Source organism: Klebsiella sp. PCX (genome assembly GCF_021869705.1).
Classification (GTDB): domain Bacteria; phylum Pseudomonadota; class Gammaproteobacteria; order Enterobacterales; family Enterobacteriaceae; genus Klebsiella; species Klebsiella quasipneumoniae.
Genome location: NZ_CP091527.1, coordinates 775,741 through 802,420, shown reverse-complemented (window position 1 = coordinate 802,420; position 26,680 = coordinate 775,741). Strand labels below are relative to the sequence as shown.

Sequence of the window (26,680 nt, the reverse complement as noted above, 5' to 3'; positions counted from 1 at the left end):
TAATTCCTCTCCTACATATGATAAATGCGACAGCGCCTGGACTGTCATAATGATGGTTGCGATAGCCGATCGCGCGCTGATTGTAACGCTAAATGCGGAGCATTTAGGATACAGAACGCAGATATTTTCGGCGTTCTGTAGCGGAAAATAGCAGTTTTATTGCTGAGCGTAGCGTTATATCACGCCTGATAGTGGCTGAGGAACAGCAACCCCAGAGAGACATTTATCGCCCCGCCAATCCGGGTAGCGATCTGCGCGAACGGCATCAGGCTCATGCGGTTACCAGCGGTCAGGATCGCCACATCGCCGGTGCCGCCCTGCCCGCTCTGGCAACAGGAGACAATCGCCACATCGATCGGGTGCATCCCTATCTTTTTACCGACCAGGAAACCGGTCGCCACCAGCGCGGAGACGGTGCTGACGATCACCAGCAGGTTAGTGAAAGTGAAGGCGTTCACCAGCTCCTGCCACGGGGTGATCGCCACACCAACGGCAAAGAGGATCGGGTAGGTGACCGCGGTGCGGAAGAATTTATACACCATCTGCGATCCCTCCTGCAGGCGCGGAGACACCACATTAGCCAGCTTTAACAGCACCGCGAGAAACAGCATGCCCACCGGCGCCGGCAGACCAATCAGTTTGTGGCCGAGCATCCCCATCATATACAGCAGTACCGCCAGCAGCGCGCCGGAGGCCAGCGTCCCGACGTCGGTTTTACCGCTCATGCCTTCACTCTCGCCGAGGCTGCGGGTTTCATGGCTACGGTTCGGCATCAGTTGCCCTTCGCCGGTCAGATGCGGGAAGCGCTTGCCGAGCTGGTTGAGGCAGCCGGAGATAACGATCGCCGTCAGGCTGCCGAGCATCACCATCGGCAACACCCGGCCCAGGGCCACCCCCTGCTCCATATGCATCAGCGCGGCATAGCCCATCGACAGCGGGATCGCCCCTTCCCCCACGCCGCCGGCCATGATCGGCAGCACGATAAAGAAGAACACCTGAAACGGCTCCATGCCCAGCAGCGTGCCAACGCCGATGCCCACCAGCATGCCGACCACCTCGCCGCACAGCATTGGGAAGAAGATCTTCAGGAAGCCCTGAATCAGGGTGGTGCGGTTCATACTCATGATGCTACCGACGATAATGCAGCAGATATAGAGATAGAGGATGTTGGTGGATTTATAGAATTTGGTGGTGGATTCCACGACCACGTCTGGCAGCAGGCCGTAATGGACCAGCGCGGAAGGAATAAAAGTGGCGCAGATCGCCGCCGCGCCGAGTTTCCCCAGCACCGGCAGGCGTTTACCAAACTCGCCGCAGGCGAAACCAAAGAAAGCCAGAGTGGCCACCATCACCACGATATCGCTCGGCAGTTTACCGCCAAGGCAGTCGAGGGCAATCAGCCCCCCGGCCAGCAAAAACAGCGGCAGCGGGACGATCCCTACCTTCCAGTTATCCATGATGTGCCACCAGCGCTGCCTGAGCGTGGCTTTCGGCGTATTGATCGGTTCAAGGGTTGCAGAGAATGCATTGTCTGTCGTGCTCATAAATTCAGCCCTGTCGTTATTATTCATTTTCAGCGTAAAGGGACAGCGGCGTCGTTAATGTGAAGCTCCCCGAATTAAAAAAGAAGTTTTAATGGTCACTATGGTTTTTATGGTTTCTATTCGCGGATCCGCGCAGGGGTGATATATCTCTGATTTATTATCGTGGTTTTTATGGTTTTTATTTCCCATCACGCCTTATATCCACCGCAACTGCTGGCGGCAGCCCGCGCCTGCGCCACTGATCACAACTTTCCTTTAACATTTACGTCACGTGACAGAAAAATGATAGAGTGCCGGTATGGTGAATACGTCGTCCGGGACCTATGAAATTATCTTTTCAATATAAGCTGTTTATTTCGCTGGTCGCTTTTTTCTCAGTCCTCTTTATCGCGCTGGGTATTTATTATTACTTTGATGCCAGCCGCCAGCTTTATCAGGAAATGAGCGCCCGGGCCAAAATTCAGGCCGAAGAGATAGCCCTGATGCCAAATTTACGTCAGCAGGTCAGCCGGCATGACCCACAGGCGATTCAGGCGTTTATGCAGCAAATCGCCGCCCATAGTGACGCCAGCTTTATCGTCATCGGCGACCGCCAGGGGGTGCATCTGTTTCATTCGGTCCATCCGGAGTGGGTCGGCACGCGGCTGGTTGGCGGCGACAACCAGGCGGTACTGGAGGGAAAATCCATTACCACCATTCGCAAAGGCGGACTTGGGGTCTCGCTGCGCAGCAAAACGCCGATCGTCGATGACGAGGGGCGGGTGATCGGCATTGTCTCCGTCGGCTACCTCACCAGCTATCTCGACAGCATTACCCTGACCAAAGTGATCAATATTTTTATCGCCGCCGTCCTGCTGCTCATCGCCCTGTTTATCTTCTCCTGGTACTTTACCCGCAGCATCAAAAAGCAGATTTTTTCGCTCGAGCCGCGGGAGATAGGCCTGCTGGTGCGACAGCAAAAAGCGATGATGGAGTCGATCTTTGAGGGGGTGATCGTCATCGATCGCCAGCGGCGCATTGAGGTGATAAACCATGCCGCCCGCAGCCTGCTGGGACTCAGCCAGCCCGCCAGTCAGCTGCGCGGTCAGTCGATTGACAGCGTGATTTCCCCGCAGCCCTTTTTCGCCAGCGGCGACATGCTTGAGCGCGACACCCACGATGAGCTGTGCCGCTTCAACCAGTTGACCGTGCTCGCCAGTCGGGTACGCATTATGCTGGAGAATACCCTGCAGGGCTGGGTGATCACATTCCGTGACCGCAATGAAATCAATGCCCTCACCGCCCAGCTGAGCCAGGTGAAGCGCTATGTCGACAATCTGCGCATCATGCGCCACGAGCAGCTCAACCGGATGACTACCCTCTCCGGCCTGCTGCATATGGGCCATTATGACGAAGCGATCCGCTATATTCAGGCCCAGTCGGAACATGCTCAGGAGCTATTGGACTTTATCTCCTCGCACTTCCACTCGCCGACGCTGTGCGGTCTGCTGCTCGGCAAAGCCACCCGCGCCCGCGAAAAAGGCGTGGCGCTGAGCTTCGACCCGGCCTGCCGCATCGACCGTCCCCTGCCGTCGCTGATGGAATCCGAGCTGATCTCCATCATCGGCAACCTGCTGGATAACGCCATCGAAGCCACGCAGCGCGCCGAGCTTCCGCATGAGCCGGTGGAAGTCCTGATCCAGCTCAACGCCCGGGAGCTGATTATCGAAGTGGCCGACCGCGGCGTCGGCATCCGCCCCGATATCCGCGAGCGCATTTTTGAACGCGGCGTCACCACCAAAACCCGTGGCGATCACGGCATTGGTCTGTATCTTATTGAACATTATGTCACTCAGGCGGGCGGCACCATCGAAGTCGCCGATAATGCGCCGCGGGGAACGATCTTCACCCTGTTTATCCCGGCCGACGCACCTGCCCGTCCGCACCCGGAGGCCCACGATGCATCATGACCTGGTCGATGTGCTAATCATTGAAGATGAGAGCGAGCTGGCGCGCCTGCACGCCGAGCTTGTGCAGAAACACCCGCGTCTGCGGCTGGCGGGCATGGCGGCCTCCCTCGCCCAGGCCCGCCAGTTGCTCCACGCCACCCCGCCGCAGCTGGTACTGCTGGATAACTATTTGCCGGACGGCAAAGGGGTGACGCTGATGACCGATCCGGCGCTGGCGACCAGCCAATGCTCGGTGATCTTTATCACCGCCGCCAGCGATATGGAAACCTGCAGCCAGGCTATCCGCAACGGCGCCTTCGACTATATTCTTAAGCCGGTATCATGGAAGCGGCTGAGTCAGTCGCTGGAGCGTTTTATCCAGTTCTACGATCAGCAGCGGGAGTGGAAAATCGTCGATCAGCAGAACGTCGATTCCCTCTATCAACTGCAGGCGAAGAACTATCGCGTAGATAGTGGCAGCAAGGGGATTGAAGAGAAGACGCTGGCGCTGGTGCAGGGTCTGTTTAGCGGCCGGGAAGCGCACTGCTTTTCCGTTGATGAGGTGGTCAGCGCCGCCGGACTCAGCAAAACCACCGCCCGCCGCTATCTTGAACACGGCGTTGAGACCGGGTTTCTGGAGGTGGAGATGCTGTATGGAAAAATCGGCCATCCGCGGCGGCTGTATCGCCGCGCACAGGCCAAACGCTAACCCCTCTCGCCGGGCGAGGGGCTGAAAAACTCAGAAGCCGCGCTGTTCTTTGATCAGCTCCCAGGCCTTCTGGATCTCCTGGGCTTTCTGTTTGGCCATCTCCATCATCTCCGGCGGCAGCCCTTTCGCCACCAGCTTGTCCGGATGGTGCTCGTTCATCAGCTTACGATAGGCGCGCTTCACCGTCGCCGCGTCGTCAGTCGGTTTCACCCCCAGCACGTTGCAGGCGTCCTCCAGCGTTGGCCCGCGCTGCGCCTGCTGCCAGCCGGCGTTGCCGCCGTGCTGACCATAAGATTGCTGCTGCGAACCGCCGCCAAACTGGGCGCCGCCCTGCATCATTCGCAGGAATTGATCGAACTGGGCGCGAGAGATGCCAAGCTCATCGGCGATGACGAACAGCACTTCACGTTCGTTAGGGTGCAGTTCGCCGTCAGCGAACGCCGCCTGCAGCTGAATTTCCAGAAACATCCGAATCAGATCGAAGCGGCCAAAGCAGACGCTGCGCAGCTGGCGCATCTTCTCGCGCAGCGGATAATTGTCGGCTTTGCCGTCGCGAAACGCCTGCTGCGCCGCGGTACGCGAAGCGCCGTGCAGATTCATGCGATCCATCAGCACATTGGCGACGTGAATATCCGCCTCGGTAACGCGACCCTTGGATTTGGTCAGATGCCCCATCACTTCAAAGGTGGTGGAAAAGAAGAGCGACTGACGCTCCTGTTGATTGGCGAAGAGATTCAACCGGCGGCTGCGCGCCCGGTCAAACATATGGCCGACCAGGAAGCCGAGCACCACGCCCCAGAACCCACCGCCCATCAGCAAAGCTACTGCCACGCCAATCACTTTACCCAAATACTGCATAGACTCCCCAACTGTTTGTCGCCGTTAAGCACGAATATGACCGCACGTTACCCGGCACTCGCGCCTCGGTCAATTGTGGGACATAGCCTATAATTTGCTTTATCATACTCGTCATTCAACAGGGTGCCTAACGCTCGGGCTCGAAACGGGCAGGATTAACACTAGCGTGATAAAGTTGAGTAAGTTAGGCTCTGACCGTTTGCAAGCCGCTGCCACAAGATGATGGAACAATAAATACAACGTATGAAAAAACGTATTCCCAGCCTCCTGGCTACGATGATTGCCAGCGCCTTGTATAGCCAACAAGGCCTCGCTGCCGATCTCGCAACGCAATGTATGCTTGGCGTGCCAAGCTTTGATCGTCCGCTCGTGGAAGGGCGGCCTGGCGATCTGCCGGTGACGATTAACGCCGATCATGCGAAGGGCAATTACCCGGACAACGCCGTCTTTACCGGCAACGTCGATATCAACCAGGGGAATAGCCGCCTCCGCGCCGACGAAGTTCAGCTGCATCAGCAGCAGGCCGCGGGCCAGGCGCAGCCGGTGCGCACGGTGGACGCGCTGGGCAACGTGCATTACGACGATAACCAGGTGATCCTCAAAGGACCAAAAGCCTGGTCGAATCTGAATACCAAAGATACCAACGTCTGGCAGGGCGATTATCAAATGGTCGGACGCCAGGGACGCGGTACTGCTGACCTGATGAAACAGCGCGGTGAAAACCGCTATACCATTCTGGAAAACGGCAGCTTTACCTCCTGTCTGCCGGGCTCCGACACCTGGAGCGTCGTGGGCAGCGAAGTTATCCACGATCGCGAAGAGCAGGTCGCCGAGATCTGGAACGCCCGCTTCAAGCTTGGCTCCGTGCCGATTTTCTACAGCCCCTACCTGCAGCTGCCGGTGGGCGATAAGCGTCGTTCAGGCTTCCTGATCCCGAACGCGAAATACAGCACCAAAAACGGCGTGGAGTTCTCCCTGCCGTACTACTGGAACATCGCGCCAAACTTCGATGCCACCATCACCCCGCACTATATGAACAAGCGCGGCGGCGTGATGTGGGAAAACGAATTCCGCTACCTGACCCAGCTCGGCAGCGGCTTAACGGAGTTCGACTACCTGCCGTCGGATAAAGTCTACGAAGATGACCACTCCAGCGACAGCAACAGCCGCCGCTGGCTGTTCTACTGGAACCACTCCGGGGTTATCGATCAAGTGTGGCGTCTGAACGCTGACTACACCAAGGTCAGCGATCCTGACTACTTCAACGATTTCAGCTCGAAGTATGGTTCCAGTACCGACGGCTATGCGACGCAGAAATTCAGCGCCGGGTATGTCAATCAGAACTTTGACGCCACGGTCTCAACCAAGCAGTTCCAGGTCTTCGATCGGGAGTCGAGCAATTCCTACTCGGCTGAGCCGCAGCTCGACATCAACTACTACCAGAACGATGTCGGTCCGTTCGATACCCATCTGTACGGCCAGGTCGCCCATTTTGTTAACTCGAATAACAACATGCCGGAAGCGACCCGCGTTCACTTCGAACCGACGATCAACCTGCCGCTGTCGAACGGCTGGGGCAGTCTGAATACCGAAGCCAAGCTGCTGGCGACCCACTACCAGCAGAGCAACCTCGATAAGTACAACGCCGCCAACGGCACGGACTACAAAGAGTCCGTTAGCCGCGTGATGCCGCAGTTTAAAGTCGACGGCAAAATGGTCTTCGAGCGCGACCTGCAGGAGGGATTCACCCAAACGCTGGAACCGCGCATGCAGTATCTGTATGTGCCGTACCGCGATCAGAGTGAAATCGGCAGCTACGACTCCACGCTGTTGCAGTCAGACTACTCCGGCCTGTTCCGCGACCGTACCTATAGCGGTCTCGACCGCATCGCGTCGGCCAATCAGGTCACTACCGGTATCACCTCGCGCGTGTACGACGCCGCCGCGGTGGAACGTTTTAACATTTCCGTTGGTCAAATCTACTATTTCACCGAGTCACGCACCGGTGATGACAACATCAACTGGGAGAACAACGACACCACGGGTTCACTGGTATGGGCCGGCGACACCTACTGGCGCATTGCCGATAACTGGGGTCTGCGCGGCGGGATCCAGTACGATACGCGTCTGGATAACGTCGCAACCGGTAACGGCACCATTGAATACCGTCGCGATGAAAACCGCTTAGTCCAGCTTAACTATCGTTACGCCAGCCCGGAATATATTCAGGCCACACTGCCGTCATATTCCACCGCGGCGCAATATAAAGAGGGTATCTCGCAGGTGGGGATGACCGCCAGCTGGCCGATCGTCGATCGCTGGTCCGTGGTCGGTGCCTACTACTACGATACCAATACCCGAAAAGCAGCAAACCAGATGTTGGGTGTCCAGTATAACTCCTGCTGCTACGCCATCCGTCTTGGCTACGAACGTAAAGTCAACGGCTGGGATAGCAACAACAACGGCGGCGAGAGCAAATACGACAACACCTTCGGAATCAATATCGAATTGCGCGGTCTGAGCTCTAACTACGGCCTCGGCACCCAGCAGATGCTGCGTTCGAACATTTTACCGTACCAGAGCTCCCTGTGATGCGGCTGGTTTACAACATCATCCGCATTTGCGGTTAATCGAAATGGAAAAAGTATGAAGAACTGGAAAACGCTGCTTCTCGGTATCGCCATGATCGCGAATACCAGTTTCGCTGCCCCCCAGGTGGTCGATAAAGTAGCGGCCGTCGTCAATAATGGCGTCGTGCTGGAAAGCGACGTCGATGGTTTGATGCAATCGGTTAAGCTCAATGCTGGTCAGGCTGGCCAACAGCTGCCGGATGACGCGACCCTGCGCCATCAGATCCTCGAAAGACTGATCATGGACCAGATCGTGTTACAGATGGGGCAGAAGATGGGCGTGAAGGTCTCTGACGACCAGCTCGATCAGGCCATCGCCAACATCGCTAAACAAAACAACATGACCATGGATCAGATGCGCAGCCGTCTGGCCTATGAAGGCATCAACTACAACACCTACCGTAACCAGATCCGTAAAGAGATGCTGATTTCGGAAGTGCGTAACAATGAGGTGCGTCGTCGCATCACCGTGCTGCCGCAGGAAGTGGAAGCGCTGGCCAAACAGATCGGCGACCAGAACGACGCCAGCACCGAGCTCAACCTGAGCCACATCCTGATCCCGCTGCCGGAGAACCCGACCTCCGATCAAGTCGCCGCGGCCCAGGAGCAAGCGAATGCTATCGTTGAGCAAGCGCGCAACGGCGCCAACTTCGGTAAACTGGCGATCACCTACTCCGCCGACCAGCAGGCGCTGAAGGGCGGCCAGATGGGCTGGGGTCGTATCCAGGAGCTGCCGGGCATTTTCGCCCAGGCGTTAAGCACCGCGAAGAAAGGGGATATCGTCGGTCCGATCCGTTCCGGCGTCGGCTTCCACATTCTGAAAGTGAACGATCTGCGCGGCGGGACCCAGAACATCTCCGTCACTGAAGTGCATGCCCGTCATATTCTGCTGAAGCCATCGCCAATCATGAACGATGCGCAGGCTCAGGCTAAGCTGGAGCAAATTGCCGCCGACATTAAGAGCGGGAAAACCACCTTCGCTAAAGCGGCGAAAGCGTATTCTGAAGATCCGGGCTCGGCGAACCAGGGCGGTGATTTAGGCTGGGCCACGCCGGATATCTTCGACCCGGCGTTCCGCGATGCGCTGATGCGTCTGAACAAAGGGCAGACCAGCGGACCGGTGCACTCCTCCTTCGGCTGGCACCTGATCGAACTGCTGGATAGCCGTCAGGTCGACAGAACCGACGCCGCGCAGAAAGATCGTGCTTACCGTATGCTGATGAACCGCAAATTCTCTGAAGAAGCGGCAACCTGGATGCAGGAACAGCGCGCCAGTGCGTATGTTAAAATTCTGAGCAACTAATATCGATGCCTGAAACCCGTAAAGTTGTTATCACTCCCGGCGAACCAGCCGGGATTGGCCCTGACCTGGTCGTGCAGCTTGCCCAGCGCGACTGGCCAGTTGAGCTGGTGATCTGCGCCGACGGCGCCCTGTTAACTGACCGAGCCCAAAGGCTCGGTCTTCCTTTATCTCTCCTGCCATACGATCCTGCGCAACCGCCCGTTCCGCAGCGTGCCGGTACGTTGACGCTGCTTAACGTCCCGCTGAGCGTCCCGGCGGAGCCCGGCGTGCTGAACGTACAGAACGGCGCCTACGTGGTCGAGACGCTGGCGCGCGCCTGCGACGGCTGCCTGAGCGGCGAATTCGCGGCGTTAGTGACCGGCCCGGTGCACAAAGGCAACATCAACGACGCCGGCATCGCCTTCACCGGTCATACCGAGTTCTTCGAAGAGCGCGCACAGGCCAGCAAAGTGGTGATGATGCTGGCGACCGAGGAGCTGCGGGTGGCGCTGGTGACGACCCATCTGCCGTTGAAAGCCATCAGCGAGGCGATAACGCCCGACCTGCTGCGCGAGATCATCACGATTCTCGATCACGACCTGCGCACGAAATTTGGTATTGCCCAGCCGCACGTGCTGGTTTGCGGGCTTAACCCGCATGCTGGCGAAGGCGGTCATATGGGAACGGAAGAGATAGACACCATCATTCCGGTGCTGGAAGAGATGCGCGCGAAGGGGATGAACCTCAGCGGTCCGCTGCCAGCTGACACCCTTTTCCAGCCCAAATACCTTGACCATGCCGATGCAGTACTCGCGATGTACCACGATCAGGGCCTGCCCGTGCTAAAATACCAGGGCTTTGGCCGCGGCGTGAACATTACGCTCGGTTTACCTTTTATTCGCACCTCCGTCGACCACGGCACCGCACTGGAATTAGCGGGCCAGGGAACAGCGGACGTCGGCAGTTTTATCACGGCGCTTAATCTCGCCATCAAAATGATTGTTAATACCCAATGAATAATCGAGTCCATCAGGGCCATTTAGCCCGTAAACGCTTCGGGCAGAACTTCCTCAACGATCAGTTTGTGATCGACAGCATCGTCTCGGCGATTAATCCGCAGAAAGGCCAGGCGATGGTTGAAATCGGCCCCGGTCTCGCCGCGCTGACCGAGCCGGTCGGCGAACGCCTTGACCAGTTGACCGTCATTGAGCTGGACCGCGATCTGGCGGCACGCCTGCAGACGCATCCGTTCCTCGGGCCGAAGCTGACCATCTATCAGCAGGATGCGATGACCATGAACTTCGGCGAACTGGCGGAGAAAATGGGTCAGCCGCTGCGCGTCTTCGGCAACCTGCCGTACAATATTTCGACCCCGCTGATGTTCCATCTGTTCAGCTATACTGATGCCATTGCCGATATGCACTTTATGTTGCAGAAGGAAGTGGTGAATCGTCTGGTTGCCGGACCGAACAGTAAGGCGTATGGTCGGTTAAGCGTGATGGCGCAATATTATTGCCAGGTGATCCCGGTACTCGAAGTGCCGCCGAGCGCATTCACCCCGCCGCCTAAGGTCGATTCCGCGGTGGTCCGTCTGGTGCCGCACAGCACGATGCCGTATCCGGTCAAAGAGATCCGGGTGCTGAGCCGCATCACCACCGAAGCGTTCAACCAGCGCCGCAAGACCATCCGCAACAGTCTCGGCAATCTGTTCAGTGTGGAAGTGCTGACCGAGCTGGGCATCGACCCGGCCATGCGTGCAGAAAATATTTCCGTGGCGCAGTACTGCCAGATGGCCAACTGGCTGTCTGACAATCTGCCATCGAAGGAGAGCTAACCATGATTAATTCGCCTCGTGTTTGCGTCCAGGTGCAAAGCGTCTATATCGAATCGCAATCTTCTCCGGAAGAAGAGCGCTACGTCTTCGCTTATACCGTCACCATTCGCAATCTGGGGCGGAGTCAGGTTCAGCTGCTTGGCCGCTACTGGCTCATCACTAACGGCCACGGTCGTGAGACTGAAGTTCAGGGTGAAGGGGTGGTCGGCGAGCAACCGCATATTCCCGCCGGTGGTGAATATCAATATACCAGCGGCGCGGTCATTGAAACGCCGCTGGGAACCATGCAGGGTCATTATGAGATGATCGATATCGACGGCGCGCCCTTCCGTATCGAGATCCCTGTTTTCCGTCTCGCAGTTCCAACGCTCATTCATTAAAACAATGTCAACATACCTTATTGGCGACGTTCACGGTTGCTACGATGAACTGATCGCATTATTAGCGCAGGTTGAATTCGACCCGCGGAGCGATACGCTGTGGCTGACCGGCGATCTGGTAGCCCGTGGCCCGGGGTCGCTGGAGGTTCTGCGCTATGTCAAATCTCTGGGCGACAGCGTGCGACTGGTGCTGGGCAATCACGATTTACACTTGCTGGCGGTCTTCGCCGGCATCAGCCGCAACAAGCCGAAGGATCGTCTGAAATCACTGCTGGAAGCGCCGGATGCCGATGAGCTGCTTAACTGGCTGCGTCGTCAGCCGCTGCTCCAGGTGGACGAAGAGAAAAAGCTGGTGATGGCCCATGCCGGCATCACTCCGCAGTGGGATCTGGAGACCGCCCAGCAGTGCGCGCGCGATGTTGAAGCGGTGCTCTCCAGCGACTCCTACCCTTTCTTCCTTGATGCCATGTACGGCGACATGCCGAATCACTGGAGCAACGAGCTGAGCGGCCTGGCGCGCCTGCGCTTTATCTCTAACGCTTTTACCCGCATGCGCTACTGCTTCCCGAACGGCCAGCTGGATATGTACTCGAAAGAAGCGCCCGAGGACGCCCCGGCGCCGCTGAAGCCGTGGTTTGCCATTCCTGGTCCGGTCAGCAGTGCCTACAGCATTGCCTTTGGTCACTGGGCGTCGCTGGAGGGACGCGGTACGCCGGAGGGCATTTACGCGCTGGATACCGGCTGCTGCTGGGGCGGTGAACTCACCTGCCTGCGCTGGGAGGATAAGCAGTACTTTACCCAGCCGTCGAACCGGCAGAAAAGCCTCGACGAAGGCGAAGCCGTCGCGTCCTGAAGAAACAGGCGCACTCCCCCGGGCCCGCGCAAGCGCAGCGCTGCCGGGCAAGAACTGCGGACGCGGAGCCGCTTTTGTGTCGGGTGGCGGCTAACGCCTTACCCGACCTACGTTTAGGTGCCATTTGTCAACCGGGCAGCACTCTGGAAAGACGCATCCCGCGACGGGTAACATGGCGCAGTCCCGTAGGCCCGCGCAAGCGCAGCGCCGCCGGGCAAGAACTGCGGGCGCGGAGCCGCTTTTGTGTCGGGTGGCGGCTAACGCCTTACCCGACCTACGTTTAGGTGCCATTTGTCGCCCCGGGCAGCGCTGCAGAAAAACGCCTCCCGCGACGGGTAACATGGCGCAAAAAAGTAGTGGCAGCGTCATCGGCGCTGAATTCACGCCAAAGAAAACCCCGGTCACGCCAGACGCGACCGGGGTTTTTCATTGCTATCCTTCCCGCTTAACGGCGTTCGAGGATCTCAAAGCAGTAGCTGTGGGAGTTCTGCGCGTCGGCGTCATGAAACTCGCTGAACACCGATTCCCACTGGTCCGGATCGTAATCCGGGAAATGGGTATCGCCTTCCACTTCCGCATCGATATGGGTCAGATAGAGCTTCTGCGCCTTTGGCAGGAACTGCTCATACACCCGACCGCCGCCGATCACCATGATCTCTTCCACATCGCCGCAGGCGGCAATCGCTTCGTCAACGGAGGAGACCCACTGCACGCGATCGTCGCTGCCTGGCTTGCTGCTGATCACGATATTTTTACGCCCCGGCAACGGGCGCCCAATGGATTCCCAGGTCAGACGCCCCATCACTACCGGCTTATTTAATGTGTTGCGTTTGAACCAGGCGAGATCGGCAGGCAGGTTCCATGGCATGGCGTTTTCCATACCAATGACGCGATCTACCGCTAACGCCGCAATCAGACTGATCATTCATTCATTCCTGAGTACAAAAAATTGTCGCCACTATACGGAAAGCGTACAACTTCGTCGACTGGCCGGAGGGTAAAGAATAAGAAAATTTTCTGATTTGCTGGCAAGCCCACGTTCACACCGTGGGCCGCCAGAACAGGATCCAAACGAAAACAGAATGTTACTGATTAGCGTCAGGCGGAGGGCTTATTTCCCGGCTCATCGGCGATATCGCCGGTATGCCTGCCCTCTTCCGTCCCCTGCCAACCGTGCCGCTGCACCAGCGACAGATGATGACGATCTTCGTTGATGATGCCGGTCAGCATATCGCTGGTCCGCTTGAAGACCGCCACCCGCGACGCCGCGTCGTTTTCCGCCATCGCCACCATCTCTTCGACCATCTGCAGGTTGAAACGACGGAACAGATCGGCCCGCTCGCGCGCTTCATACGCGCCGAGCCCCAGCGCCTCCAGGGTCATTCGGCCGGATTTCAGTGCCGCCTCGAAGGTTTCACGCTCCGGGGCATCAACGCCAGCCTGACGCAGCTGGATATAGTGATCGACATCGCGGGCGCGGGAGATAATCTGCAGATGCGGAAAATGCTCTTTTACCCTCGCCACCAGCTCCAGGCTGACGTGCGGATCGTCAATGGCATTGATCAGTACCTCCGCCTTTTCGGCGCCGGCCGACTCCAGCAGATCGACCCGGGTGGCGTCGCCGTAGAAGACCTTCATATCAAATTTGCGCAGAGTATCGACATGGTCCGGGTCATGATCGAGGATCACCATCTTCACCCCGCTGGAGAGCAGGAGTCGCCCGGCGATCTGCCCGAAGCGGCCAAAGCCGGCGACAATCACCCGCGGCTGCTCTTCATCAATCTCGTCCGCATCCCGCGCCTGGCCGCTGGACGATTTCTCCAGACGGGTCAACAGCACCAGCAGAATGGGGGTTGCCGCCATCGACAGCGCCACCGCCAGGGTCAGCGCCTTTGCCCATTCGCCGTCCAGCACCTCCGCCATCCGCGCGGCGCCAAAGACCACAAACGCGAACTCACTCCCCTGCCCCAGCAGCACCGCAAACCAGCGGCGCTGAGCGCGAGGCACGCCAAGCGGCCTGGCGATAAGCCACAGCATCAGCATTTTTATCGCCAGGAAACCCACCAGCAAAATCACGATACGCAGCGGATGGGTGACCAGGGTGCCGAAATCAATCGACATCCCGACGCCGATAAAAAACAGCCCCAGCAGCAGGCCTTTAAACGGCTCAATATCGCTTTCCAGCGCATGGCGATACTCGGAGCTGGCCAGCAACACCCCGGCGAGAAACGCCCCCATCGCCATCGACAGCCCCACCTCCTCCAGCAACAGCCCAAAGCCGAAGACCAGGAACAGGGCCACGGCGCTGAATACTTCGCGCAGACCGGAACGGGCGACAAAGCGCAGCAACGGACGGGTCAGATAGCGCCCCAGCACCACCACCAGCGCCAGCGCCGCGGCCACCTTCAGCGCGGAAAGGGCAAAAGCCATCAGCGAAGTGGCGCCGCCGCTGGCCGCCAGCAGCGGGATCATGGCCACCAGCGGGATCGCCGCGATATCCTGGAACAGCAGCACCGCGAAGGCGCTGCGCCCCATCTGCGATACCGTCAGATTGCGCTCATTCATCGCCTGCATGGCGATCGCGGTTGAGGAGAGCGCCAGGGTCATACCGATCAGCTCGGCCACCTGCCAACGCAACCCCAGCAGCATGCAGAAGAGGCCGATCAATACCCCACAGGCCACCATCTGCAGCGCACCGCCGCCAAACACCGAAGCGCGCAGCTTCCACAGACGCTGCGGATCCAGTTCCAGACCAATGACGAACAGCATCAGCACCACGCCAATCTCGGCAAAGTGCAGAATCGCCTCGGCATCGGTCACCAGCCGCAGCCCCCACGGCCCAATAATACAGCCGGCGATGAGATAGCCCAGCACCGACCCAAGCCCAAGGCGGACGGCGATGGGCACAATCAGCGCCGCGGCGCCCAGGTAAATCAGCGCCTGTATCAGCGTATGGCTATCCATTCTGATGTGCCTCCTGCCAGTCGATTAAGCGTTGACGATAATGGCGGGCCTGCGCCTGCAGCGTTTCGTCATCGCAGATAAAGGTGCAGTGCATGGCGAACGGCGGCAGCCATTTCATCCCGCAGTAGAGCGCCGTGGCCTGCAGCGGCTGCGCCAGCACCGGGAAACCGGGAAACGAACCGATATCAAAGTGGCTTTCACCGCCGCCGGTGGTCACCGCCCACATCAGCGATTTACCGCGCAGCGCAATACCGTTATGGCCATAGGCCCAGCCGTGCGACAGCACTTTGTCCATCCACAGCTTCAGCAGCGGCGGCACGCTATACCACTGCATCGGGTGCTGCCAGATAACCAGATCGGCACGGGCGAGCGCCGCCTGCTCGGCGGCGACATCGATATTAAAGTCGGGATAGAGTTGATAGAGGGAGCGTATCTCTACGCCTTCAAGCGTCCCTGCTTGTTCAAGCATTCGCTTATTCGCATGCGAATGCTGCGGATAAGGATGCGCATAAATTATCAGAATCATTGATTGGCCTGCGTTAGCTCTTGTCGTAATCAGCAAGAGTGTAGACAGTTAAATGAACCGCTTACAATGATAACTGTGATTTATGTCGCGGTGGTGGACACAACGCGCGCCTGAATGGCAAACGTCAGGCCTTAATTATCCAGCTCATCCATAGATTTCACCTGATCGCGGTTAATCTGCTCCACGCGTCCGGTTTCGGCATTTTTGTAAGAGACCAGACCGGTATCATCATCCACCTGCGGTTTACCGCTGGTGACAATGGTCTTGCCGTCGGTGGTTTTGATCGACTGATTCGATGAGCAGCCGGCCACGAACATGATTGCCGTCGCTGCCAGTGCGGATGCCACCAGAATATTGTTCCGCATTGTATCCTCCTGTCTTTTCATCAATAGGTATCGTTATGGTGCTAACTATAGTTAGCCTGACCCGACAGGGGGTTAAAAGCAGAACTCTCTGAAGATGGCCGCAGCCAAAAAAATGGGCTGACGAAGTCGTCAGCCCAGGTGTGTTGCTATCCGGCCAGGCCGGAGCGCTTATTTGGTGATTTGAGCGTGCATTTCCTGAACCGAAATCACCTTGTCGGTGGCGTCAGCGTTCAGCGCCATCGCGGTGGCAAAGCCGCCGTTCAGGGTGGTGTCATAGTGCACCTTGTACTGCAGCGCGCTGCGGCGAATCAGCTTGGAGTCTTCAATCGCCTGACGACCTGCGGTGGTGTTGATGATGTAGGTATATTCGCCATTCTTGATACGGTCCTGAATGTGCGGACGACCTTCATGCACCTTGTTCACCAGACGCGGGTTGATGCCCGCTTCACCCAGCACAATCGCCGTGCCGTGAGTCGCATCCAGCTCGAAGCCAAACTTCAGCAGCTTCGCTGCCAGGTCAACCACGCGCTCTTTGTCGCCTTCGCGGACGGAGAGCAGCGCGCGACCCTGTTTCTTCATGGTCGAGTTGCTGCCCAGCTGCGCTTTGGCGAACGCTTCGGCAAAGGTACGGCCAACGCCCATCACTTCACCGGTGGAACGCATTTCTGGCCCTAACAGCGGGTCAACGCCCGGGAATTTGTTGAACGGCAGGACCACCTCTTTCACCGAGTAGTACGGCGGGATGATCTCTTTGGTCACGCCCTGCTGCGCCAGCGTCTTACCGGCCATCACGCGCGCCGCCACTTTCGCCAGCGGTACGCCGGTGGCTTTGGAGACGAACGGCACGGTGCGCGCCGCACGCGGGTTGACTTCAATCAGATAGACTTCGTTATCTTTCACCGCGAACTGGACGTTCATCAGACCGCGAACCTGCAGCTCGAAGGCCAGCTTCTGCACCTGCTCGCGCATCACATCCTGAATCTCTTTGCTCAGGGTATAGGCTGGCAGGGAACAGGCGGAGTCGCCGGAGTGGACGCCTGCCTGTTCGATATGCTCCATGATGCCGCCAATCAGCACCATTTCGCCATCGCAGATGGCATCGACATCCACTTCAATCGCGTCGTCGAGGAAGCGGTCCAGCAGCACTGGCGCGTCGTTGGAGACGCTGACCGCAGTCTGGAAGTAGCGGCGCAGATCCTGCTCGTCATAGACGATCTCCATCGCCCGACCGCCGAGCACGTAAGACGGACGCACCACCAGCGGGTAGCCAATCTCTTTCGCTTTCTCTACCGCCTGCTCAATGGCGGTAACGGTGGCGTTCGCCGGCTGCTTCAGCTTCAGACGGTCAACCGCGTGCTGGAAGCGCTCACGATCTTCCGCCCGGTCGATAGCGTCCGGGCTGGTACCGATAACCGGTACGCCTGCGGCTTCCAGGGCGCGCGCCAGCTTCAGCGGAGTCTGCCCGCCGTACTGCACGATAACGCCTTTTGGCTTCTCGATGCGCACGATTTCCAGCACGTCTTCCAGGGTGACCGGCTCGAAGTACAGACGGTCGGAAGTGTCGTAGTCGGTAGAGACGGTTTCCGGGTTACAGTTGACCATGATGGTCTCGTAACCGTCTTCGCGCAGCGCCAGCGAGGCGTGTACGCAGCAGTAGTCAAATTCGATACCCTGACCGATACGGTTCGGGCCGCCGCCGAGGACCATGATTTTATCGCGGTCAACGGACGGGTTGGACTCGCACTCTTCTTCATAGGTGGAGTACATGTAGGCGGTATCGGTGGCGAATTCCGCGGCGCAGGTGTCCACGCGCTTGTAGACAGGGTGCAGGTCATACTGGTCGCGCAGTTTACGGATTTCCGCTTCCCGCACGCCAGCCAGCTTCGCCAGACGCGCATCGGCAAAGCCTTTACGTTTCAGGGTGCGCAGGAAGTCAGCGTCGAGGCCGTTGATGCCCACTTCCGCCACTTTCTCTTCCAGACGGACCAGCTCTTCAATCTGCACCAGGAACCAGCGGTCGATGTTGGTCAGGTTGAAGACGCCGTCAACCGAGAGGCCCGCGCGGAACGCGTCGGCGATGTACCAGATACGCTCAGCGCCGGCGTCTTTCAGCTCGCGGCGGATTTTGGTCAGCGCTTCCGGATCGTCGAGGCTCACTTTCGGGTCGAAGCCGGTGGCGCCCACTTCCAGACCGCGCAGCGCTTTCTGCAAGGATTCCTGCTGGGTACGGCCAATCGCCATCACTTCGCCGACGGACTTCATCTGGGTGGTCAGACGGTCATTGGCGCCGGCGAATTTTTCGAAGTTAAAGCGTGGGATTTTAGTGACCACGTAGTCGATGGACGGCTCGAAGGAAGCCGGGGTACGGCCGCCGGTGATGTCGTTCATCAGCTCGTCGAGGGTGTAACCTACCGCCAGCTTGGCTGCCACTTTGGCAATCGGGAAACCGGTGGCTTTGGAGGCCAGCGCCGAGGAGCGGGAAACGCGCGGGTTCATTTCAATAACGATCAGGCGACCGTTTTTCGGGTTGACCGCGAACTGAACGTTAGAGCCGCCGGTTTCGACGCCGATTTCACGCAGCACCGCCATCGAGGCGTTACGCATGATTTGGTATTCTTTGTCGGTCAGGGTCTGCGCCGGCGCAACGGTAATGGAGTCACCGGTATGGATCCCCATGGCGTCGAAGTTTTCGATAGAGCAGACGATGATGCAGTTGTCGTTCTTATCGCGCACCACTTCCATCTCATACTCTTTCCAGCCGATCAGCGATTCATCAATCAGCAGCTCGTTGGTAGGAGAGAGATCCAGGCCGCGGGTACAAATCTCTTCAAACTCTTCGCGGTTATAGGCGATGCCGCCGCCGGTGCCACCCATGGTGAACGACGGACGGATGATGCACGGATAGCCGACGTCAGCCGCTACCGCCAGCGCCTCTTCCATCGTATGGGCGATACCTGAACGCGCGGTGTCGAGACCGATTTTTTTCATCGCGATATCGAAACGGCGACGGTCTTCGGCCTTGTCAATCGCATCGGCGGTGGCGCCAATCATGGTCACGCCGAATTCAGCCAGCACCCCCTGACGCTCCAGCTCCAGCGCGCAGTTCAGCGCCGTCTGGCCGCCCATGGTCGGCAGCACCGCGTCCGGGCGCTCTTTTTCGATGATTTTGCGCACCACTTCCCAGTGAATCGGCTCGATGTAGGTGGCATCGGCCATTTCCGGGTCGGTCATGATGGTCGCTGGGTTAGAGTTCACCAGGATAACGCGGTAGCCCTCTTCGCGCAGGGCTTTACAGGCCTGGGCGCCGGAGTAGTCAAACTCGCACGCCTGACCGATAACAATCGGGCCCGCGCCCAGAATCAGGATACTTTTTATGTCTGTACGTTTTGGCATGGCTCTTTTACTCCTGATTATTTCGCGGACTGACGGTATTGCTCAATTAACTCGATAAAGTGGTCGAACAGCGGCGCGGCATCATGCGGCCCCGGGCTCGCTTCAGGGTGCCCCTGGAAGCTGAACGCCGGCTTGTCGGTGCGATGGATCCCCTGCAGGGTGCCGTCGAACAGCGACTTGTGGGTCACGCGCAGGTTGGCCGGCAGCGTCGCCTCATCCACGGCGAAGCCGTGGTTCTGGGCGGTGATCATCACCACGTTGTTATCAATATCTTTCACCGGGTGGTTGCCGCCGTGGTGGCCGAACTTCATCTTAATGGTCTTGGCGCCGCTCGCCAGCGCCAGCAGCTGATGGCCGAGACAGATGCCGAACACCGGAATATCGGTCTCGAGGAATTTTTCAATCGCCTCGATAGCGTAATCACACGGCGCCGGGTCGCCTGGGCCGTTGGAGAGGAAAATGCCGTCCGGATTCAGCGCCAGCACATCCGCCGCCGACGTCTTCGCCGGCACCACCGTCAGGCGGCAGCCGCGGTCAACCAGCATGCGCAGGATGTTGCGTTTCGCGCCGAAGTCATACGCCACGACGTGGAACGGCAGCTCGCTTTCCGCTTTCGCTTCCGGCAGGTCGCCCGCCAGGGTCCAGCTGCCTTGCGTCCAGCTGTAGGTTTCTGCGGTGGTCACTTCCTTCGCCAGGTCCATGCCGTTCAGGCCCGGGAACGCTTTCGCTTTTTCCAGCGCCAGCTGGGCATCCGGGCTGTCGCCCGCGATGATGCAGCCATTCTGCGCCCCTTTCTCACGCAGCAGACGCGTCAGCTTGCGGGTATCGATATCGGCAATCGCCACGATGTTATGGCGCTTCAGATAGGAAGAGAGGTCTTCGGTACTGCGGAAGTTGCTGGCAATCAGCGGCAGGTCGCGAATAACCAGACCCTGAGCATGTACCTGAGAAGATTCTTCATCGGCGGCGTTGGTGCCGACATTACCAATATGAGGATAAGTAAGAGTGACGATTTGGCGGGAATAGGAAGGATCAGTGAGGATTTCTTGATAACCGGTCATTGAAGTATTGAAAACGACTTCCCCAACCGCCGTGCCGGTTGCCCCGATGGCCCGACCGTGAAACTGGGTTCCGTCTTCCAGAACCAATAGCGCTGACTTAATCAAAACATCCTCCAGAGAATATCCACTCACTTTATTTGCATATTAATTCATAAACACGATCTGAATCAATGCAAATCTGTTGCCCGCAGATTTTTGGCAAACGGCGGCATTCTGGAGAGATGTCGGATAAAAGTCAACTTAAAGCGGAGATTTTTAATGTCATTTTACGCCACTGGCGCATAACACGTGATTTTTACGCCAAAAAGATCAACAAACCTGGCTGAGAAAACGCTTGCGGACGGCGAAGAGTGTAAAATCTGGCGCTGGACGGCAAAAAAGTGGACCAGATGGTCAAAATTTACATTTCATTCACTTAAAAACCGAACAATATCCTAACTTATAGCCGATTAAGAAAAATAACAACCTAAAGCAGCCAAAAATAAAAAAGGGCAACAAAATATTGCCCTTTGCATCAATAACTTATTGATAGCAATAACCACATCACGATGGGTAATAATCGTTATAAACTATTCAGATCCAGCACGTCACGCATATCAAAGAGTCCGCTTTTCTTGCCTTTCAACCACAATGCAGAGCGAACCGCGCCATTAGCAAAGGTCATTCGACTGGAGGCTTTATGGGTGATCTCGATACGTTCGCCAATATCAGCAAACATCGCCGTATGCTCCCCGACGATATCCCCCGCGCGGACGGTGGCGAAGCCAATGGTGCCCGGGACGCGTTCGCCAGTGTGGCCTTCACGGCTGTAGACCGCGCAGTCCTTGAGATCTTTGTTCAACGCTCCGGCGATCGCTTCGCCCATCGCCAGCGCGGTGCCTGACGGCGCATCCACTTTATGCCGATGGTGCGCTTCGATAATTTCGATGTCGGTGTAGTCGCCCATCACCTTCGCCGCCTTCTCCAGCAGCTTTAACAGGACATTGACGCCGACGCTAAAGTTAGCGGCGAAGACAATGGCAATCTCCTGCGCGGCGTCGCGAATCGCCTGCTTGCCGGCGTCGTCAAAACCGGTGGTGCCGATGACCATCCCTTTGCCGTGGTCGCGGCAAAACGCCAGATGGTTCAGCGTGCCTTCCGGGCGGGTAAAATCGATCAACACGTCGAAATCATCTTTTACCGCCGTCAGGCTGCTTTGCACCGTGACGCCCGCTTTGCCGGCACCCGCCAGCTCGCCGGCGTCGCTGCCCACCAGGCTGGACCCTTCGCGCTCCAGCGCCGCGCCCAGCGCCACTCCATCCATCTGCAGCGCAGCCTGAATTAACTGGCGTCCCATCCGGCCGCCCGCGCCGGCGATGGCCACGCGGATTTGTGCATCATGCATAGCTATTCTCTTTTGTTAACATTACGTAAATTGTTTTCAGAGTAACCAGCCCGTCAGCGGGCCGCTACTCAAAAACGCCGATAATTAGAAATTTATGACAAACGGCGGACGATATCAGTAAAAACTATACGATGGTGCCGCAATTCCTCGTTTACGCAGTGATAACCAGGATGGCGAATGATGATGCCCCGCCCGCACGGTGCGGGCGAAGGCCATGTTGCAGAGGGTTACAGCGGGAAAAGCGCGCCGGCGGGAAACGCGGATAAAAACCAGGTCACCGCCAGCAGATCGGCGCTACCGCCGGGGCTGAGATGGCGGGCAATCAGATCGTCATCAAACTGGCGCAGCGCCTCCAGGCCACCGTCAGCCAGTACGCCGCCCTGCCACAGCAGCCGCTGCGCCTCCTGCTGGACATAGTTCAGCCCGGCCAGCCCGCCGCGAGACACCAGATTGGTGTCATCATTCCATGCCATCAGATGCAGCAGGGTTTGCAGCAGCGCCAGATTGCTGTCGCCAGTCTCCTCCATCATGCGGTTAAAGACCGGTAACGCCTGGGTACGCACGGTCAGGAATCCGCTCTCCGCCTCGCCGCGGGCGCCGGAGAAACCGTAGCGCAGAAAATGAATCTCGCCTTTGCTCAGCCGTTCCCCGCTGGCGGAGGACAATTCCTGCATAACCATGCCGCGACAGAATCGCGCCACCTGGTCGCACAGCCGATGCTGTTCAATCGGCTCGCCTTTCGATACCAGCCTTCCCGCCGCCGCGCTCAGCAAACCGAAAGCGAAGATCGCCCCGCGATGGGTATTCACCCCGCCGGTGACCTCCAGCATATCGTTCTCGCAGGCCATTCCCACTGGACGCAGCATCATTAACACCTGTTCCGGCACGATCGCTGCGGTATCGTGGCCCATGATGAAAAATTTCTCCATCCACGGCGCCACCACCGCGGTACTGGCCTCAAACGAGGCCAGGTCCATATCGTGATGGGCGCCAGCGTTACGAATATCCACCAACCCGGGCTTTGGGGTCAGGCGAACTTCGGTCAACAGCGCGCGCTCTACCGCGCTGACCACCTCTTCAGCGTTCAGCGGTTTCACGCGCAGCGAACGCTGCGGATTGATTAACACTTCGCTCATTGCCCTTCCCCCCCTGCATTTAGTCGCTGTTTTTCACCTGACGAATAACATCAAGCACGGAGCCATCGCGATAGCGCACCACCGCCACCACCCGATCGGTAAACTCGATCGGCTGCGGCTTGCCGGTTAGCAGTTCCGCACGCTGCTGCAGTTCCTCAATAGTCATCAGCGGAATGCCCGCGTTGCGCAAATTGTCGATCAGATCCTGGCGCGCCGGGTTTACCGCAATGCCGTGGTCGGTGACCAACACATCTACGCTGGCCCCCGGCGTGACGCGGGTCAGTACTTTTTCCACGACGCAGGGAATACGGCCGCGAACTAACGGCGCGGTAATGATGGTCAAATCCGCGCCGGCGGCGGTATCGCTATGGCCGCCGGACGCGCCGCGCAGCACGCCGTTAGAGCCGGTCATCACGTTAACGTTAAAGTCGGTATCGATTTCCAGCGCGCTGAGCATCACCACGTTTAAGCGCTCGCAGGAGGCGCCTTTAGAGCCCGGGCTGGCATACTGGTTGGTGGAGATCTCAACGTGGTTTGGGTTCTGCGCCAATGAACGCGCCGCGTCGCCATCGAACGATTGGGTGTCGAGCAGCGTTTTAATCAGCCCTTTCTCATGCAGGTCGACCATCGTCCCGGTGATGCCGCCAAGGCCGAAGCTGGCGGTAATGCCGTTGCGGCGCATTTTGTCTTCCAGGAAGCGGCTCACCGCCAGCGAGGCGCCGCCGGTGCCGGTCTGCAGCGAGAAACCATCTTTAAAGTAACCGGAGTGTTCAACCACTTTCGCCGCCTGGCGGGCGATCAGCAGCTCGCGCGGGTTGCTGGTCAAACGAATGGCGCCCGCGGTGATTTTTTGCGGATCGCCCACTTCGTCCACCTGAACGATCAGATCCACCTGATCCTGGGCGATACTGGCCGGGTAGTTAGGGTAGTCCACCCACTCTTCGGTCAACAGCACGACGCATTTGGCATGTTCCGCATCAACGCGCGCGTAGCCCAGCGAGCCGCAGCGCGACTTACCGCTAAAGCCGTTGGCGTTGCCAAATTCATCGCAGCAGGGAACGCCGAGGAACGCCACGTCAATGGACAGCTCACCGCATTGGATCAGCTGTACGCGACCACCGTGAGAGTGGATCTGCACCGGATTTTCCATCAGGCCGGCGGAGATCTCCTCGCCAAGCTTGCCGCGCAGGCCGGAGGTGTAGATCTGACGGATCACGCCGTTTTTAATATGCTCAATCAGCGGCCAGTGGGCGTCGATCAGCGAACTGGACGCCAGGGTCAGATCGCGAAATCCCATCTCCGCTAGCTTCGCCACCACCATATTGACCACTTTGTCACCGCCGCGAAACGCGTGGTGGAACGAGATGGTCATGCCGTTTTGCAGGCCGGAGCGACGGATTGCCGTTTCCAGCGAGTCGCAGATTTTACGCTGACGCTTTTCCGTCTCACTAGCCAGCCACGGACTTTTCGCCGTCACGCCGTTGTAAGGGGTCAATCCTTCCGGCATCACGTACTGCTGATTAAGCATTGCTACTGTCTCTTTCATCTTATTCCCCTTAATCACGAATACCGGAAGCCGAAAGCGCCACCACTTTGCGCGCGTGGTCGATAATCGGTCCATCGATCATCTTACCGTTCAGCGACACCACGCCCAGACCGCGCGACTCTGCCTCTTCCGCCGCGGCAATCACCTCCAGCGCATGGTCGACCTCTTTTCGCGTCGGGGCATAGACCTGGTGCAGCAGTTCGATCTGGCGCGGGTTGACCAGTGATTTCCCGTTGAAGCCGAGGTTCTTCGCCAGATTCGCTTCCGCAAGAAAGCCCTCTTCATTATTAATATCCGACCACACCACGTCATAGGCGGCGATGCCGGCAACCCGCGCAGCATGCAGCACGGCGCAGCGGGCATAGAACAGCTCAGTGCCGTCGCCGCGGGAGGTGCCCATATCCATCACGTAATCGAAAGCCGCCAGCGCGATGGCCGACAGACGCGGGCTGGCGCGGGCGATCTCGACCGCGTTTACCACCCCCAACGCCGACTCGATGGCCGCCATGAGCCTGGTGCTGCCCACTTCGCGGCCGCACGCACGCTCAATACGCTCAACGTGAGCTTCCAGCTCATGGATATCTTCTTTGCTGTCGGTTTTCGGCAGGCGCACCATATCCACGCCCGCACGAACCACGGCTTCCAGATCGGCCAGTCCAAACGGGGTATTTAGCGGGTTAATACGCACCACCGTTTCGATATCCTGATACAGCGGGTGCTGCAGCGCCTGATACACCAGCAGACGAGCGGTATCTTTCTCGCGCAGCGAAACGGCATCTTCAAGGTCGAACATCACCGCATCGGCGCCGTAGACGAATGAAGTACTTAACATGGCGGCATTGGCGCCGGGGATAAACAGCATACTGCGACGTGGTTTCATAGCTGGCTCCATTGCAATTGAGACTGTTGCGCCGCGCGCAGGGCCGCAGCCTGAACTCGGGCGCGCAGAACGCACTCCAGCGCCCCTTTATCATCCACCACCACGTTGGCCTGGCTAACACCGAGCTGCATCAGGGTTTCTCTGACCACTCGCTCAATCGCATCGCCAAACTGCTGCTTCACAATGCTGTCGATCTCCAGTTGAATGCCCGGCTGCGTCGCCGGCCCAATCCTGACCATCACATCGCTGGACTCCAGCGTGCCGGCCAGGGCGTCAATCTTCATTTCCATAGAGGTAAATCCTTTGTTATGGCGTAAAAATCAGGCGGTTTGATGTTCGCTTTCCGCCAGTTGCATCAGAAAAGAGAGGGTTCCCGGCGGCACCAGCGCCGCCACCGCCTGCCAGTTGCGCTGCCGGTACAGTTCGCGCACCCTGGAAGCCGATATCGGCCCGCCGTTTTTTTCGATCCGCGCCAGCTCAACGACCTCAACAGGCGGCGCGTCGCCCGGCGCTGCCAGCAACGCTTTCATACGCTGGTTGTAATGGCGGGTCAGCGAACACAGCGGCTCGGTGCCGACAAAACGATGGGTTATCTTCAGCGCCGGGGCTAAATGTTCGCGGAACAGCTGGAGATCGATCTGGTTGTGGCAGTCATCCACCCCCCCCTGTTCTTTGAGGAAGTAGCCGGGGAAGGTGGCCCGCGAGATGAGGTATGCCGAACCGGGATGCAGCGTCACCTTGTCGATGCCGGCAATCCCTTTTTCGATTAGCGTGTAGCGATCCTGATACGTGAAACGGGAGGCATCCTCTTTCACCACAAACAGGTGTAGCCAGTCGCATTGACGGGCCGCCTGCTCCACCAGCCAGCGGTGGCCGAGCGTGAACGGGTTGGCGTTCATCACGATAGCGCCGATTTTGCGTCCCGGCTGACGGTACATCGCCAGCTGGCGGCAGTAGCGGGTCAGCCGTTCGCGGCTATTTTCCAGTAACACGGCGAGATTGCCGGCCTGCGCAATTGGCCAGAAGCCGGCGCCGGCAAAGAGCGCGGCGTTACAGGGCTTAGTGAATAAAAACAGTTCGCTGCGCCCCAGTTCGTAAGCCAGGGTGAGTAATTCTGTCAGTAGCTTAAGGCTCAGCCCCTCCCCCTGCAGCGAGGGGTCGATAGCGATGCACTTCAGCACGTTGCCGGCGATGGCGCCGCAGCCGACCAGCCGCTGCCGGTACTCGGCGATAATGGCCATTTCGCAATCAGCCTCTAATGAGAGCTGATGCTGACGGAGAAAGAGGTCAATCGCCTCTCGCCGCGATTTATCCTTCCGTAGCTGAACGCGTTTTAATATCAGAGTCATTTTTTAGCGCTTCGTTATTCCAAAACGACCTGTATTTCGCCAGCGTTCGGCTATCGAT

Annotated in this window: 22 protein-coding genes; 8 read left to right on the top strand and 14 right to left on the bottom strand. The window is 58.2% G+C overall.

Going from position 1 to position 26,680, the window contains the following annotated elements:
* Positions 1-179: 179 nt before the first annotated feature.
* A complete protein-coding gene (locus GQR96_RS03740) occupies positions 180-1,544 on the bottom strand; it encodes a 2-hydroxycarboxylate transporter family protein (RefSeq protein WP_065904192.1) in 1,365 nt (454 codons plus the stop codon).
* Between the two features lie 323 nt (positions 1,545-1,867).
* On the opposite strand from GQR96_RS03740, the gene GQR96_RS03735 reads away from it, so the two are divergent.
* Together GQR96_RS03735 and GQR96_RS03730 are read left to right on the top strand one after the other, a co-directional pair.
* The gene (locus tag GQR96_RS03735) at positions 1,868-3,493 is read left to right on the top strand and encodes an ATP-binding protein (RefSeq protein WP_017901206.1); all 1,626 of its coding nucleotides are present in this window, start codon (positions 1,868-1,870) and stop codon (positions 3,491-3,493) included.
* A complete protein-coding gene (locus GQR96_RS03730; protein ID WP_004204282.1) occupies positions 3,483-4,181 on the top strand; it encodes a response regulator in 699 nt (232 codons plus the stop codon). The genes GQR96_RS03735 and GQR96_RS03730 overlap by 11 nt, the downstream gene beginning before the upstream one ends.
* 30 nt (positions 4,182-4,211) lie before the next feature.
* Here GQR96_RS03730 and djlA read toward each other — a convergent pair whose 3' ends face one another.
* Positions 4,212-5,039, bottom strand: a complete 828-nt coding sequence (djlA, locus tag GQR96_RS03725) for a co-chaperone DjlA (protein ID WP_008807470.1) — start codon at positions 5,037-5,039, stop codon at positions 4,212-4,214.
* Positions 5,040-5,282: 243 nt separating this feature from the next.
* Between djlA and lptD the strand changes: the two genes are divergently transcribed.
* From lptD to apaH, 6 genes are read left to right on the top strand one after another with little or no spacing between them, the layout of a single operon-like run.
* On the top strand, positions 5,283-7,631 hold the full coding sequence (gene lptD / locus GQR96_RS03720; RefSeq protein WP_004204279.1) for an LPS assembly protein LptD: 2,349 nt from the start codon (positions 5,283-5,285) through the stop codon (positions 7,629-7,631).
* Positions 7,632-7,685: 54 nt separating this feature from the next.
* Complete coding sequence (gene surA, locus GQR96_RS03715) at positions 7,686-8,972, top strand: peptidylprolyl isomerase SurA (protein ID WP_004204278.1); 1,287 nt, start codon at positions 7,686-7,688, stop codon at positions 8,970-8,972.
* 5 nt (positions 8,973-8,977) lie between these two features.
* Positions 8,978-9,967, top strand: a complete 990-nt coding sequence (pdxA, locus tag GQR96_RS03710; RefSeq protein WP_065802780.1) for a 4-hydroxythreonine-4-phosphate dehydrogenase PdxA — start codon at positions 8,978-8,980, stop codon at positions 9,965-9,967.
* The gene (gene rsmA / locus GQR96_RS03705) at positions 9,964-10,785 is read left to right on the top strand and encodes a 16S rRNA (adenine(1518)-N(6)/adenine(1519)-N(6))-dimethyltransferase RsmA (protein ID WP_004204275.1); all 822 of its coding nucleotides are present in this window, start codon (positions 9,964-9,966) and stop codon (positions 10,783-10,785) included. The genes pdxA and rsmA overlap by 4 nt, the downstream gene beginning before the upstream one ends.
* Before the next feature lie 2 nt (positions 10,786-10,787).
* Positions 10,788-11,165 (top strand): Co2+/Mg2+ efflux protein ApaG, encoded by a 378-nt coding sequence (gene apaG, locus GQR96_RS03700; protein WP_004204274.1) that lies wholly within the window; start codon positions 10,788-10,790, stop codon positions 11,163-11,165.
* Between the two features lie 4 nt (positions 11,166-11,169).
* Positions 11,170-12,018, top strand: a complete 849-nt coding sequence (gene apaH / locus GQR96_RS03695) for a bis(5'-nucleosyl)-tetraphosphatase (symmetrical) ApaH (protein ID WP_004204272.1) — start codon at positions 11,170-11,172, stop codon at positions 12,016-12,018.
* Positions 12,019-12,463: 445 nt separating this feature from the next.
* On the opposite strand, the gene folA is transcribed toward apaH, so the two are convergent.
* From folA to citC, 12 genes are all read right to left on the bottom strand, one after another.
* Positions 12,464-12,943 carry a type 3 dihydrofolate reductase gene (folA, locus tag GQR96_RS03690; RefSeq protein WP_004204271.1) on the bottom strand — a complete coding sequence of 160 codons (480 nt, stop codon included), beginning with the start codon at positions 12,941-12,943 and terminating at the stop codon, positions 12,464-12,466.
* A gap of 173 nt (positions 12,944-13,116) precedes the next feature.
* The gene (kefC, locus tag GQR96_RS03685) at positions 13,117-14,982 is read right to left on the bottom strand and encodes a glutathione-regulated potassium-efflux system protein KefC (RefSeq protein WP_032455542.1); all 1,866 of its coding nucleotides are present in this window, start codon (positions 14,980-14,982) and stop codon (positions 13,117-13,119) included.
* Positions 14,975-15,508, bottom strand: a complete 534-nt coding sequence (gene kefF, locus GQR96_RS03680; RefSeq protein WP_004204269.1) for a glutathione-regulated potassium-efflux system oxidoreductase KefF — start codon at positions 15,506-15,508, stop codon at positions 14,975-14,977. Before kefF ends, kefC begins: the two co-directional genes overlap by 8 nt.
* A 131-nt stretch (positions 15,509-15,639) precedes the next feature.
* Positions 15,640-15,873, bottom strand: coding sequence for a YgdI/YgdR family lipoprotein (locus GQR96_RS03675; protein ID WP_002888059.1), 234 nt, complete (start codon positions 15,871-15,873; stop codon positions 15,640-15,642).
* Between the two features lie 168 nt (positions 15,874-16,041).
* Positions 16,042-19,266, bottom strand: a complete 3,225-nt coding sequence (carB, locus tag GQR96_RS03670) for a carbamoyl-phosphate synthase large subunit (RefSeq protein WP_004204267.1) — start codon at positions 19,264-19,266, stop codon at positions 16,042-16,044.
* Between the two features lie 17 nt (positions 19,267-19,283).
* Positions 19,284-20,432 carry a glutamine-hydrolyzing carbamoyl-phosphate synthase small subunit gene (gene carA / locus GQR96_RS03665; protein WP_004212571.1) on the bottom strand — a complete coding sequence of 383 codons (1,149 nt, stop codon included), beginning with the start codon at positions 20,430-20,432 and terminating at the stop codon, positions 19,284-19,286.
* 457 nt (positions 20,433-20,889) lie between these two features.
* The gene (dapB, locus tag GQR96_RS03660; protein ID WP_004204265.1) at positions 20,890-21,711 is read right to left on the bottom strand and encodes a 4-hydroxy-tetrahydrodipicolinate reductase; all 822 of its coding nucleotides are present in this window, start codon (positions 21,709-21,711) and stop codon (positions 20,890-20,892) included.
* A 227-nt stretch (positions 21,712-21,938) separates the two neighbouring features.
* Positions 21,939-22,847, bottom strand: a complete 909-nt coding sequence (citG, locus tag GQR96_RS03655; RefSeq protein WP_065904186.1) for a triphosphoribosyl-dephospho-CoA synthase CitG — start codon at positions 22,845-22,847, stop codon at positions 21,939-21,941.
* A 19-nt stretch (positions 22,848-22,866) separates the two neighbouring features.
* The gene (citF, locus tag GQR96_RS03650) at positions 22,867-24,393 is read right to left on the bottom strand and encodes a citrate lyase subunit alpha (protein WP_065904184.1); all 1,527 of its coding nucleotides are present in this window, start codon (positions 24,391-24,393) and stop codon (positions 22,867-22,869) included.
* Between the two features lie 10 nt (positions 24,394-24,403).
* Positions 24,404-25,273, bottom strand: a complete 870-nt coding sequence (citE, locus tag GQR96_RS03645) for a citrate (pro-3S)-lyase subunit beta (RefSeq protein ID WP_032455538.1) — start codon at positions 25,271-25,273, stop codon at positions 24,404-24,406.
* On the bottom strand, positions 25,270-25,563 hold the full coding sequence (citD, locus tag GQR96_RS03640) for a citrate lyase acyl carrier protein (protein WP_017901212.1): 294 nt from the start codon (positions 25,561-25,563) through the stop codon (positions 25,270-25,272). Before citD ends, citE begins: the two co-directional genes overlap by 4 nt.
* 30 nt (positions 25,564-25,593) lie before the next feature.
* Positions 25,594-26,622, bottom strand: a complete 1,029-nt coding sequence (citC, locus tag GQR96_RS03635; RefSeq protein ID WP_048322955.1) for a [citrate (pro-3S)-lyase] ligase — start codon at positions 26,620-26,622, stop codon at positions 25,594-25,596.
* Positions 26,623-26,680: the final 58 nt, after the last annotated feature.